The 12,439-nt window shown below is 36.5% G+C and carries 13 protein-coding genes; 10 read left to right on the forward strand and 3 right to left on the reverse strand.

The features are described 5' to 3' along the window. Nucleotides 1-6 precede the first annotated feature (6 nt). From AACZ73_RS22220 to AACZ73_RS22240, 5 genes are all read left to right on the forward strand, one after another. Nucleotides 7-573 (forward strand): hypothetical protein, encoded by a 567-nt coding sequence (locus AACZ73_RS22220; RefSeq protein ID WP_339881152.1) that lies wholly within the window; start codon nt 7-9, stop codon nt 571-573. A gap of 173 nt (nt 574-746) precedes the next feature. After that, nucleotides 747-1,550 carry a response regulator transcription factor gene (locus AACZ73_RS22225; protein ID WP_339881154.1) on the forward strand — a complete coding sequence of 268 codons (804 nt, stop codon included), beginning with the start codon at nt 747-749 and terminating at the stop codon, nt 1,548-1,550. Nucleotides 1,551-1,978: 428 nt separating this feature from the next. Beyond that, nucleotides 1,979-2,836, forward strand: a complete 858-nt coding sequence (locus AACZ73_RS22230) for a hypothetical protein (RefSeq protein ID WP_339881156.1) — start codon at nt 1,979-1,981, stop codon at nt 2,834-2,836. A 4-nt stretch (nt 2,837-2,840) separates the two neighbouring features. Continuing rightward, nucleotides 2,841-3,599, forward strand: a complete 759-nt coding sequence (locus AACZ73_RS22235; RefSeq protein WP_339881158.1) for a hypothetical protein — start codon at nt 2,841-2,843, stop codon at nt 3,597-3,599. 2 nt (nt 3,600-3,601) lie between these two features. Next, nucleotides 3,602-4,930: a type IV secretion system DNA-binding domain-containing protein gene (locus AACZ73_RS22240; RefSeq protein ID WP_339881159.1), complete on the forward strand. Its 1,329-nt coding sequence runs from the start codon at nt 3,602-3,604 to the stop codon at nt 4,928-4,930. 84 nt (nt 4,931-5,014) lie between these two features. On the opposite strand, the gene AACZ73_RS22245 is transcribed toward AACZ73_RS22240, so the two are convergent. Next, nucleotides 5,015-5,617: a hypothetical protein gene (locus AACZ73_RS22245; RefSeq protein WP_339881161.1), complete on the reverse strand. Its 603-nt coding sequence runs from the start codon at nt 5,615-5,617 to the stop codon at nt 5,015-5,017. A gap of 110 nt (nt 5,618-5,727) precedes the next feature. Further along, on the reverse strand, nt 5,728-6,405 hold the full coding sequence (locus AACZ73_RS22250) for a helix-turn-helix transcriptional regulator (RefSeq protein ID WP_339881163.1): 678 nt from the start codon (nt 6,403-6,405) through the stop codon (nt 5,728-5,730). A gap of 519 nt (nt 6,406-6,924) precedes the next feature. Between AACZ73_RS22250 and AACZ73_RS22255 the strand changes: the two genes are divergently transcribed. The 5 genes from AACZ73_RS22255 to AACZ73_RS22275 all read left to right on the forward strand — a co-directional run bounded on the left by AACZ73_RS22255 (nt 6,925) and on the right by AACZ73_RS22275 (nt 11,539). Further along, nucleotides 6,925-7,395, forward strand: a complete 471-nt coding sequence (locus tag AACZ73_RS22255) for a JAB domain-containing protein (protein ID WP_339881165.1) — start codon at nt 6,925-6,927, stop codon at nt 7,393-7,395. Between the two features lie 368 nt (nt 7,396-7,763). Next, nucleotides 7,764-8,870, forward strand: a complete 1,107-nt coding sequence (locus tag AACZ73_RS22260) for a site-specific integrase (protein WP_339881167.1) — start codon at nt 7,764-7,766, stop codon at nt 8,868-8,870. Nucleotides 8,871-8,913: 43 nt separating this feature from the next. Next, entirely contained in the window at nt 8,914-10,107 is a 1,194-nt protein-coding gene (locus tag AACZ73_RS22265) for a hypothetical protein (RefSeq protein ID WP_339881169.1), read from the forward strand. A gap of 181 nt (nt 10,108-10,288) precedes the next feature. Next, nucleotides 10,289-11,365, forward strand: coding sequence for a DUF6236 family protein (locus tag AACZ73_RS22270; protein WP_339881171.1), 1,077 nt, complete (start codon nt 10,289-10,291; stop codon nt 11,363-11,365). 45 nt (nt 11,366-11,410) lie between these two features. Beyond that, nucleotides 11,411-11,539, forward strand: a complete 129-nt coding sequence (locus AACZ73_RS22275; RefSeq protein ID WP_339881173.1) for a hypothetical protein — start codon at nt 11,411-11,413, stop codon at nt 11,537-11,539. A 135-nt stretch (nt 11,540-11,674) separates the two neighbouring features. Here the strand turns inward: AACZ73_RS22275 and AACZ73_RS22280 are convergent, their stop codons facing one another. Further along, entirely contained in the window at nt 11,675-11,992 is a 318-nt protein-coding gene (locus AACZ73_RS22280) for a transposase (RefSeq protein ID WP_339881175.1), read from the reverse strand. Between the last annotated feature and the right edge of the window lie 447 nt (nt 11,993-12,439).

Raw genomic sequence — 12,439 nt, forward strand, 5'->3', positions numbered from 1 at the left:
TTTAACATGAAAAAGCTGTTTAATATCAAAGCCTCACTTGCGATATATATATTGATATTTTTAAACGCCTGTTCCATTGACAAGGAAGATGAAAAACCAAAGGAAAAGGCAAGAATTACACATGAATTTCTCCAGCACATCAACGGTGATCCGTTACGGTCCAAGCTGTGGTATGGTACCAGTGTGAATATCACCCATTACCGGGCGGACGGCTCTGTGGAAAAAATCGAGGAGCTTGTAAATTACAGGGCATGGTACATACAATTCAGCTCTTCTGGTCCCTACACACACGAAACAGGATATTCCTGGGACGATGGAGAGGGCGTGCTGGATGGGTTTTACATTACTATGGGAGATACGAACTTGATGCTTCCAAGAATCAAATCACCTTTGGGGACTTCACGGATCCGTTTTTTTCACAGAAGGCCGGTTATGAGGACATTGTCTTTGATGTCAGGCTTAAGGAAGATTTTTACTTGTCGGATTGGCTGGAGTTTTCCAACACGACCAGCTTTCCGGATGGCAGCCGGGTGGAAACTATATTTGTGCTGTCTCACTAGCCAAGTGCGATAAATGGATAGGTATCCATCTTTTGTAACGGCCAACTAAACACCCCAAATAATCCCAACTTTCGGATAATTTGTCGACCACAGATGGTAAATTGGATTCTATAATCCATTTTTATACCATGCGTAGCCAAGCGTTTTCCTTAGTTTGGTTCACCCTGAAGAATCCCTGCCAGGCCTATGATCAAATTACTTATAGTTGAAGATGATCCGTTTTTCTCGGATTTACTCATAGCCGATCTCCTGAGCCTTTATGCCACAGGAGAGATACACCTGATTGGTCCGGCAGAGACCTATCAGGAAGCAATTTCATTAATCCAATCAGAAAGTCCTGAAATTGCTTTGCTGGATATCAATCTTGGCTCAGCAAATGATTTTTCAGGAATACGGATCGCCGAATTCTTAAACGGTAACCACCCAATTCCCATTATATTCCTGTCCGGCCAGCCATACGGATTTGAACATGCAAAATATACACTTCCTGTCTCTTTTCTGAGAAAACCGTACCGTAAACAGGATCTTTCAGACCAGCTGGAATTGATTATGGTCCGTCTAAATATGGAAAGTAAGCTTAAGTCAGATTCCAATAACGCACCAAAATTGAATGGCAAAAGCATCGTTTTTGTCACCATAAACCGTGGCGAGTTGGTTCCAGTACACTTGGATCAGCTCCTTTTTCTAGAAGCTGATGGCAAAATAATCAAGGCCCACATTCAAAATACACCTTACCCCATAGTGTTCACTTCTCCTGGACTGAAAAACTTTTTTGACGAACACCTGGCTAATCTTCGGGGACAATTCTTTCAAATCAGCAGGAAGCACGTGATAAACACCTCTCAAATTTCCCGGATAAAAGACAATCAGGTGATTCTTCAAAAGGTGGCATCCTCGGGACTTAAAACAGAATTCAGGATCCCTTTTCCTGCAAATGGGGATAGCAAGAAAGCCCTAATCCAAATCTTATTGAACTCTCAAAATCAATAAGTTATATATTGTAAAGTATATTTTTTCATTTGACCAAAATTTCACCAAATGTGATGAGGGAAGATTTACTTCAAGTAAATAGTTTTGAATGATCAGTTATGAAATGGGCGAACTGATGCGTGAACAGATTTTTAAGATAATCTAGAATTGACCAAACCATGATTTGCTTAGGCACTCAATCAGCCAATCTGCTCAACTTTATTGCCTATCAATACATGTCAAAATTACCATCTGAAATTCCGACCTATTTTAGGGCAATGATGGAATTTTGATAATAAAGCAATTAAAAAGGCTTATCAGATAATTATATAAATAACTTTCAATTAGGCCCACAAGTCGGTGAGCTATAGACCGAAAATAAATATCATTCTAATTGAGCGAAAACGATCGATCAGATTTACAACCTACATACTCTTACTATTGATCACATGATACTAAATAAAACAATCACACCAACAATTGGTGAAGTATCGGTAAAATCCTACCAATGTTCCTCCTTTAAATCATTTTTGCTCGGTATCAAAGCCAAAGGGTTTTTAGAGGTAACGAATAAACGATTACTCTTTCAGGCGGCAGGAGAAGGTAGGTCAAAGAATGATAGTATTATCCATAATGAAATTCCGATTTCCGAAGTGGTCGGAATAAGTATTTATTTAGGAAAACCTTTTAACTGGTTGAGGCTTTTGATTGGAATTCTTGTTTCAAGTTTAATTATATCGCTGACAACTGTTTTATTCAGGGCTCTTTTTGAATTCTTATATGATAGTCCGAAGATATTGCAAACCATTTTATGGGGATTATTTATAGGCGCAATGTATCTCGCTTATTTAAACCGTGATAGAGACCGAGAATTGGAACTTGCCTCTAATAAAAACGAAATTAAGGACAACTCGCTTAAGGAACTTGCAATTCTGTCATTAGGATTAGGAATGTTAGGTGTAATAATAACTTCTACCACGGGATATTTTAATCAATTGGGATCGGCTAAGTTTGCCACGGTTGTTTTTGTAATTGTATTGATTTATGCACTGTTTCGATTTTCAAAAAAGCCGGCTTTTTCTTTATCAGTTTTTTCAAAGAGTGGCTCCAATGCCATTGTGGAAATTGCAACTCCTTCACCGCTACCATTTCAAAACACTAAGGCAGGTGCGACTGCTTCCAAGGCTTTAGTGGGAAGACCCGATAAAGACAGTCTATTGGTTTTGCAAGAACTGGGAGCAGTAATTCTCGATATCCAGAATATGGGTGAGCACGGTATTGAAAAGTGGAAGAAAAGCAAAATTTAAATTTATGACTGAAAAAAAATCAAGCAAATGGTTGTCCGCCATAACTAAGGCCACTATAGAAATTGTTGTTGCTCAGTCTTCAATTCACAATAGCTATCAACCAGGTCAGAATAATATGGTTTCGGTTGGAAATACTGAACCAATTATTCCCTCCCGAGAGGAGAAAGCTTATTACGGGCTACAAAAGGCGAAAATTGAATCCAAAGAAGGTCAGGAGGAAATGAAGAAAGGGATACAGGCTGACAAATTAAGAAATGATACACCTCAAAATCTGAGTAACCCTCCTTCAAACGATATTAAAAAAGGATTTGGAACCCACTCAAAAATTCAATCTCAGGTAGAAAGTCATATTAAAAATGGCCAAAACGAAAGTAAATCCTCATCGAAAGGTAGGTGGGAAAGTACAATTCCTAAAACTAGCCAAAAAACTTCATCTGAAATTAAAGATCAGGGTAAAACCTTACAATCTAGTCAAGTGTCTTCAATTCAAAGTACCGGACAAAGCAGTTCCCCTCAAACTAGCCAAAAGGCTTTATCCGAAAATAAAGGGCACGAAAGCACCTCTCAATCTAGTCAAAAATCTTCCTTCCCAGCTACCGGACAAAGCGGTTCTGAGGCTAGCGCTACACCCTCATCCGCCAGTAAAGCACATAGTAGCACCTCACAATCAAGTCAAGGATCTTCATCCCAGAATACCGGGCAACGCAGTTCACCCTCATCTAGTCAGAATTCTTCATCCCAAAGTACCGGACAACAACGTTAATTATGACCTATTTACAGAATCAGTTAAAATTGCTTTTGGGGTCTGATTTGATTAAAAACGGAAAGTTTTTAGAGTTTAAAACATTAAATCCCACATGCAGTATTGACGGGAAGGATTTCGAAGGTAATTATTTGAACTTGCCACTGGATGATAATTTATTAAGCAAACATCTTTTGTTTTTAGGGAATATCGGTACGGGAAAAACGAATGCAATCTCGCAGGTAATTGGACAGGTTAAGAGTCAGCTTAAAGAAAATGATTTGATGATTGTTTTTGATACCAAGGGTGATTATTATGATCAATTTTTTAAACAAGGGGATTATGTCATTTGTAATGATAGCTCGAGATTTGGAGGTGTCCAGGATTATTGGAATATTTTCTCTGAAATTACTCTTGATGATTCCTATCAAAGCATTGTAGAAAGTGCACTTGAAATTTCCGCAAATCTCTTTGCTGATAAAATTAAGAAGTCCAACTCTCCGTTTTTTCCCCAAGCTGCTAAGGATATTTTTGCAAACATCTTAAAAATTGCGGCAACTAGCTTTGATAAGGAGCTTCAAAACAATCAAGATTTGATCGAGTATTTTGAATTGGCCGGAAGAAAAGAAATTCAGCAATTATTTGATGTTCATAATGAAAATAGAATGAACAGTTACATTTCAAACGAAGCAGCTTCGCAAGCGGAGGGAGTTCTTTCTGAATTGAATCAATTACTTAGCGAAATATTTGTCGGGGATTTCAGAAAAGTAGGTAACCTTTCTATAAGGGACCTGGTGAGGAAAAAGGGAGGAAAGACTGTATTTTTGGAATATGATATTACTGTTGGAAGTATACTTACACCGATCTATAGGCTTTTATTTGACCTGGCGATTAAGGAAACCCTCAGTAGCGTAAAGGATAAAAAGCAGCAAGGTAATGTTTGGTTCTTTATTGATGAGTTTAGTTTGCTTCCTAATTTAAAATATTTGGACAACGGGATTAATTTTGGGAGAAGTCAAGGAGCTAAATTCATTATTGGTGTACAAAATATACCCCAGGTCTATCACGAGTATGGACAGGATTTGGGCCAAAGTCTTTTGTCTGGGATAAGAACCGTATTTTCGTTTCATGTAGATGATTTGAAATCAAGGGAATTTATTCAAAACAGGTATGGATTTGCACAAAAAAGATTTTCTTATTCTGATTCATTTGGCAAATCAGTGGATAATGTAACGCCAATGAAAGTAATTGAGGATTGGGATATTTCAAACCTTACAACCGGCACTTCGATTGTTGGTTTACCAGATGGGAATCCATTTATTTTTCAATTTGGGGAGTATAAAAGAGGCTAAATTGTGGAATTATAGGTTTGGAATTTGTATTTATGGGACTTGGTCCCATTATATCAGTTTGAATACAAGTTTTTATAGTCAATGTTATTTCAATATATGAGTTACCATGATCCAGAAAACCATATTTATAAAACAAAACACTACGGTATAAATTATTAATTTGGTTAACCATTTGGATAATGGATTTGATTTGTCAGATAGCACTCTATGGATAGTTAGTCCAATCCCTATTAGAATTATCACAGGAATTAAAATTATAAAGATAAAAATATTAAATTCAATATTATCCCCTAATTTTATTTTATTGTTTACCATTAAATTATAGTATAGGTGACCTATCGGGTAGCAGATTATCCAAAAAATACCTATGAATCTTGCCGCTTCAGGATCTCCTTTTATAATTTTTCCTGTTGGTACTTTGGTAAATACAGTTTCATATTTTCCACTAAAATTTCTACCAGATACAAAGTCATCCCTCATTTCCTCACGGTCTTGGGCAATAAAAAAATAAATTATTATTCCTATTAATAGCCAAGGTACTGACCATGTGGCTAATTGACTTAGTTTATACAGTATTGTTGAATCTGTGTTTTTTCCAACCTGTTCAATTTGATCACAGCTTGTAAGAAAAATAGCAATTATGGCAAATGAAATATTCTTTAATATAAATGCTGTTTTATTTTTCATTTTTATTCTATTTTAGATACTAGGTTTTTTTTTTAATTTATGTGGGTTAGATCTGTTAATACAGTATGGTAAAATATTTAATTTCTATATTATATTAATAATCCTAAAAATTAAATTAAATCAAAAGCCATACCGTATTGCAATAATTCGTAGTTGCTTTTAATTTCTAATATTTCCTTCACCCTACGTTTGTGAGTATTGACCGTATTTACCCCTATATAAAGCTGTTGTCCTATTTCTTCAGCACTTAACCCTTTAACCATCAGTGCTAGGACTTCTTTGCTCCGTTTTGTGAGTTGCCTGTATTTTAGCTTATTCAATTCCATAAATGACATTTCATCAATAATCCGCATAGTCTTAGCCATGGCCCAGTTCATCAGTGTGGAAGGAAGTATTTGGGTTAATGTAATCAGTGGTACTCCTAAATGATCCTTGTATAAAGGTTCTACAAAAATTAGTTCAGCTTGTTCTGAGTTACTGAGTGTAGGGTACCTAATATAAATCTCCTTATCAGCAGATTGCTTTCCTGACTCCTGTGATTTTCCAATCAAGCATGTCTCAACATTGGTAGGATCGAATATTTTATTTCTATATTCCTGAATGGGCAAGTGACGAAAAAAGCTTTGGCTAATGCCATAGCGAAGTTGGCCCATTTCACAGATATACAGATTTTGGAAGGGGGAGTGACTCTGGATAATCTTAATTCCAGGAATCCATGTGGCGACCTGTTCAAAATTCTTAATTTTATTTAAGATTAATGTGTGGTCTGGTTCTTCGGAAGGTGACATAATGATTTATAGGTTGATAATACCCTGAAGGAAGATATCTAGTCAGACCTGTACAACTTTGATTCATGAACTGGGGATATTCAGGATTGAATGTGGATTGGAAAGGAACGGGTGTTGTGAGCGCTCACTAATTTTGGTTAGGGAAGGATTTTTAAAAGTTAGTCGACTAATACAATACTCGACTTTTATCCTGGCATAGTTTATTGGGAATTATCCATAACCATCCGGCCTATTCATACCCATAACAAACTACCTGTAGTTCCAGAGCTTTAGTAAACTGTTAGGCCAAGATGAAGCCCATCCATTTATCCATGAATGCTTAACTCCCTGAAGTTTTAATATAGTTTTTTTACCCCTGAATTCCTCACAAAGTTAGTCCCTTGGGCTCTGGGCGACCGTAAGCTTCCGTCATAAAGCCGCTGGCTGCGCTGCGCTTTTTATTCCTTTTCCTTCAGGTCTTTGTCGCCCAGGGTCTGATGATGCTTCATAATTCATTGTTCCACCAAAACGAAAAAGATTATGGAGACTTCCGAAAGAAAAATTGATTGGTTTGAAGTAGCAGAGATTAAGCTGAGCTATAGCGCAAAAATAAAGGCTTCACTACGGCCAAGAGTTGAAAGCTCAAGACATGTGTATGAGGTGTTTGCCAAAGCCTGGGATCAGGACAGGATAGAATTTGTGGAGGATTTTAAGGTGATGTTGTTATCCAGGGCAAACAGGGTCCTTGGAATTGTAACCATCAGCTCCGGAGGTACAGCAGGTACCGTTGTGGATATTAAACTAGTATATGCCGCTGCCATCAAATCAAATTCCAGTTCGGTGATTATAGCCCATAATCATCCATCAGGAAATATGAGACCTTCAGAACAGGATAAGCGGTTAACCCAGCGCATCAAACAGGCTGGAAATATCCTGGATATCCCGGTGCTGGATCATGTGATCATTACTGCTGATGGATACTATTCATTTGCGGATGAAGGGGAGCTTTAAGGCTCTTCTTTTCTAAAAAGCAGAACGTATTTTTATTGCATTCCTGATGCTGGAATGGTAGTTATGGTATATGTTTTAAAAAGGAAATTAACCCCAGATTTATTGGTACAGCAAGTACTTAGCTAAGTTTGAATTGGAACGGGTGCTGGTAAATCCGACAATGGCTGGAAAGGTGATTCAATCAAAATAATTGCTTGAATTAAGAGGTTACAAGCGGATACAAGCGGATACAAACGAAATCAATCGACTACAACCGGTTAATAACCGTCTAAAAAATGTGGATTATCTAAACTGGGTTGAAAAAGCCATGGAAAGTCTCAATCGTATTTTTATTTATCAACCATTACCCCAAAGCCAACAGGATAAAAGTGTTTATTCCCTATCCCTTAAAAGAGGAAAGAGAGCAGTTAAAGGCATTGAATACCAGTTTTTACCATCCTGATCAAAAGCTATGGAGTCTGGTTAATACCCATGAAAACTGGGAGCTGCTTCAACGTCTGTTTAAAAATAAATTTGAAGTGAGATCAGCTGAGGAAAAATTATCCGTTCCTGTTAAAACCTTGAATGCCCAATCTTTTCAGGCATTGGCAGAGTTGGAACAGAAATTAATTCTTAAAGCCTATAGCCCTTCAACGGTTAAAAACTATGCATCTTCCTTAACTCAGTTTTTAGCTTTTTTCGAAAGCAGAAATATCAAGGATGTGAGTAAGGAAGAGATTGAAGCATTTGTTTATCATCAGATTACCAAATACAAAATCTCAGAAAGTGCACAGAATACACTTATAAATGCAATTAAAGCATATTACGAGCATGTGTTGGGAAGGGAACGCACAGTATATGAGATCCAGCGCCCAAAGAAAAGTCTGACGCTTCCTAATATCCTGAGTCAGGAAGAAGTGAAAGCTATCCTTCAAAGTGTCGACAATCTCAAGCACAGGGCAGTTCTCATGTTGATTTATAGTGCTGGACTGAGGATCAGTGAGGCTATCAAGTTGAGAAGCCGTGATATCCATTCCGATGAAGGCTATATTTTTATTAAGGGAGCCAAAGGTAAAAAAGATCGGAAGGCAGTGCTTTCACCTGTTTTGTTGTTATTACTGCGACAGTATTACAAAGCATATAAACCAAGTTACTGGCTTTTTGAAGGGCAGGAGGGTGGACAATATTCTGCGACCAGCATTCAGGCTGTGTTTCGGCGGGCTGTGGAGAAAAGTAATTCTAATCCCTGGGCGACAGTGCATACCCTTCGTCATAGTTTTGCCACCCATTTATTGCAGAAAGGCACCAATCTTCGCTATGTGCAGGCGCTATTGGGTCATGAGAGTAGTAAGACTACGGAAATCTATACCCACGTTCTTTCAATTTCGAATAAAAATATTCAAAGCCCACTAGATGGGATCGACGAAATTCTTAATTTGGTCACAGCAGCACCCCGGAACCCTGTGGACAATTGCAATATAGACGCAATAGGGTAGTGGTAATGCTGTAATTACAAGTGTTAGAGATTATTTAAAAACTATGTTCGATAGAATATTCATAAAGAAGAATAAAATTTCAGAAAGCTCTGTAGACTTAGGAAAACTATGTGAAGCTTTATTGTTTTACGACAGAACAGATTTTCTTTTAGACAAATTCACCGCTGAACAATTTGTCACTTCTATAGAACTTGAAAAATTAAAGGAGTATTCAGAAAAAGGAATAATAAATCTTCATTATAAAAATTCAGCTATAGGTATTTTTCAATTTCCTAAAGGACAAAAATCCGGCTATGGCCCGATGGTTACAAAAAGCGAAGCTTTTTACCTTGAAGAATACGTTAACAAAGGCTTCCTAAAAGTTTTTAAAGGAGACAAAGCTGAATCTGATAAAAAAACAATTGAGTTTTTAGAATTTTGTTCACCACAAGAATATGTAAATGATTTTCAGAAACTTCTTGAATCTGAAACTGAAGACATATCTCTTCTTACATCTCAATTAAAAATTTATATTAATTCATACTTACCAAACTTAGACGTATCAAGCTTAGAATTAAATATTGAGGACAAATTTTCAACTCCATTGGGAATTGATTCTTATATTTTCAATTCAAATTTTAAACTTGAAGAATTAACTGAGAAATATTCCGCTCTACTTCCAAATAATCATACTTTAAATTGGTCAGCCTTCTTACTTAATAGTTTTGAAAGTAGTGGTGATTTAAATATATCATCTCAATTTAATGCAGAATTATTTACAGATAATAAAAACCTACCTTATATTCAAAATCGGGTAGAAGAATTAGTTAAAAAAGTTGCAAAAAGTGAGAAAGACATAGAAACATTCGAGAACATTATACTAGAAGACTATAGACCGATAAGGGAAGCTATAAACTCTGGAGAGAAAAGTTTTAATGATTTTACTGAGATAATTGACAAATCATTGAAATTTAAAGAATGGCTTAAAAACCTTGAAAGTGATTCCTCATTATTAAAACAGTATTACGACGCTGTTATAAAGGAAAGTTGGATAGAAAAAAAAGTTGCTAAAGCTTCTAGATTTGGAATATTTACTGGATTAGGAATACTTGGAGATGCTTTAGCTGGTGGAGTTCCAATTGGTTCATTAATAGCTTCTGCTTCTGATAATTATTTACTTCCAAAACTTTTAGGAGGATGGAAACCAAATCAATTTATTGATAGTGAAGTAAAAAGTTTCTTACCAAAGAATGAGTAAAAAACAATCTCTAACAATGTATATAAAAAATAGGCGAGACGGTAATGATATCAAGACTTTTCGCTCGTATCAAACTTTGTGCATAGCTGAAAGTTTTGTTCTTCGAAGCCGCCTACTTTTCATATACTAACCGTTAGCAGCAATGCTGAACTCAACCAGATAATACTCTAAAATACCAGACATGGGATTTACAAAGGCGTTATATTATCCAACAATTGACATTCTGAACGAAGAATGGTTGAAAAATGCAGTTCTTTTTTGGGATGAAATAAATACAATTGTGCCTGACTCAATTGATAACCCTTATAAAAACAATTCAAGTCAATATTTATTTGATGAAGGTATCCTAAAACCCTTTAAGGTAAATCCCGACCAAAACATCATCAAATCTCTAACAGATGAAACTCTCAAATATTTACACTCGAATGAGGCTTCGCAATTACTAATTCATGGTAAAGGAAGTTATTCGATGCTACATCGGAATAGGGTGTCAAGCGATGTTAGCATGTTATTTGACATTCATTACGACAAGCTTCCAGATGAAATTAAATACTTATTAGAAGAAGATATGAATTGGGGCTGGTATCGAGTAGATAGTAATTTTGCTTCTTTCTATTTAACTCTACTTGCAAATAAAATTTGTGAGCAAAACTCTATTGCCCTTTTAACAGATAATTCTCTAACATCAAACCTGTCAGATTTCGTTAGGCTCGATAATCAAATAAAAAAAGAAGAAGGTTTTTTAGGTTATAGAGGCTATACAAAAAATCAAGTTGCTAATCTGGCACAAGGACTACTCACAAATTTAATCATCAAGGGAGTCAAAATATCTGAAGTAACCTCATTGACTGATGTCGTGAATTTTAAAAGAAGGCATCAGGATGAACTTGGCTTACTTAGAACAAATATCTTGAAATTGACGAAGGACATTCCCAAAGACATTCCATTAGAAGCTTTTAAGCAACAAATAGAAGACGTGTATCATGATGATTTTTTACCAGCGTATAATAACTTTAAAAAATCGTTAGATGGTTCAAGCATTAAATGGACTGTAGACAACTTTATGAAGATTTCATTTTTCTCAACCAGTGCAACTGCAATTCCGATGACACTACTAGGTCTTTCTATGCCTCAAGCTTTATTAGCCGGCGCTGGCGTATCAATTATTACTTCACTGGTTTCATATAATGTTGATAAAAAAGAAAAGCTAAGAAACAATCCCTATTCATATTTATTAGCAGTGGAAAAAGGAATTTAAGCGTAAAATTAAGAGCACTGCTGCTAACAACTAGGTTTTCGTTGCGTGCGTAGCACGAACGATGAAACCGGTGTTGCACTGCCTGTCCCGATAGCGAAGCGTATCTGGAGAACCGGTGAGGTTCTTATGGGGATTGAGTCGAGATTTTTTGAAGGAAACGAGGTGTCCAATTAGATTTAAAAGTAATACCTACCAGTAGATTCGGTATCGATTCAAAAAAAGTATTGTTGTTTCTAGCTTTTCCAGTGACTTTTGGAAGGGCTTTTTATTGCATGGGCATAGCTTCGCCAGCCCGATCAAAATCAGGAACTAAAACTGGATTGTGACAGCGGAATAGATGGTCTTTGGTGGTCCTCGTTTGGGCAGGCGCTGTATGCTCACCATGGTTTCCTTCCGGCAGCAGGAGCAGTATTGTGGGTTATAGGCCTCCAGAATGCGGGGCTCCTTTTCTGGAATCGGAATTCCAAGTTCCTGATGAATGAGTGGTATTGTGATCAACTTGGATGAACTTCCCAGTATACCAAAGTGGCGGATCCGCACCAGTCCCTTGGGCAGAATATGCATGGAAAACCTTCGGATAAACTCCAGATTATCCAGAGTCATTTCCAGCTTCTGAGCGCCTTTCATTAAAAATACGGAATTGATTTTTCTCCCTCATATGAATTAAATAGGTAAAAACCTTAAGCAGCACTGCAGATCAAAAATGGACAAATTATTTCCCGGTACTACCGATCAAACCTCCAACCTTCAATAAAGTAAATAAGGCTTTACCTACAATATCGGGTTATTTTAAAAACTGGTAGTGCAAGTGAAATTATAGGGATTTGGGTAATCCCTTAAGCATTGGAGCAAATTCCATTTAGACCCAACAAATAGTATCAATCAATTAAATCTGAAGCAATTCAATCTCATTTTTAGGAATAAAAAGTTGTTATAAGTAGTAAATTTTTTAAATTTTGGTTTAGTTTAACTAGCATGATTTTTAAAATCAATCCTAGACTTGATGATTAAAAGCTTATTGGATTTGCAACAAAAAACTGGACAATAGATTAAGCTGCTTTTGATTGATATGAT

Origin of the sequence: uncultured Algoriphagus sp. (assembly GCF_963974835.1) — a bacterium.
Classification (GTDB): domain Bacteria; phylum Bacteroidota; class Bacteroidia; order Cytophagales; family Cyclobacteriaceae; genus Algoriphagus.

Excerpts from the sequence above, each read along its gene's own strand:
- AACZ73_RS22220 (WP_339881152.1), top strand. The coding sequence starts at position 7 with ATGAAAAAGCTGTTTAATATCAAAGCCTCACTTGCGATATATATATTG.
- AACZ73_RS22265 (WP_339881169.1), top strand. The coding sequence starts at position 8,914 with ATGTTCGATAGAATATTCATAAAGAAGAATAAAATTTCAGAAAGCTCT.
- AACZ73_RS22245 (WP_339881161.1), bottom strand. The coding sequence starts at position 5,617 with ATGAAAAATAAAACAGCATTTATATTAAAGAATATTTCATTTGCCATA.
- AACZ73_RS22255 (WP_339881165.1), top strand. The coding sequence starts at position 6,925 with ATGGAGACTTCCGAAAGAAAAATTGATTGGTTTGAAGTAGCAGAGATT.
- AACZ73_RS22280 (WP_339881175.1), bottom strand. The coding sequence starts at position 11,992 with ATGAAAGGCGCTCAGAAGCTGGAAATGACTCTGGATAATCTGGAGTTT.
- AACZ73_RS22250 (WP_339881163.1), bottom strand. The coding sequence starts at position 6,405 with ATGTCACCTTCCGAAGAACCAGACCACACATTAATCTTAAATAAAATT.
- AACZ73_RS22270 (WP_339881171.1), top strand. The coding sequence starts at position 10,289 with ATGGGATTTACAAAGGCGTTATATTATCCAACAATTGACATTCTGAAC.
- AACZ73_RS22240 (WP_339881159.1), top strand. The coding sequence starts at position 3,602 with ATGACCTATTTACAGAATCAGTTAAAATTGCTTTTGGGGTCTGATTTG.
- AACZ73_RS22225 (WP_339881154.1), top strand. The coding sequence starts at position 747 with ATGATCAAATTACTTATAGTTGAAGATGATCCGTTTTTCTCGGATTTA.
- AACZ73_RS22235 (WP_339881158.1), top strand. The coding sequence starts at position 2,841 with ATGACTGAAAAAAAATCAAGCAAATGGTTGTCCGCCATAACTAAGGCC.
- AACZ73_RS22230 (WP_339881156.1), top strand. The coding sequence starts at position 1,979 with ATGATACTAAATAAAACAATCACACCAACAATTGGTGAAGTATCGGTA.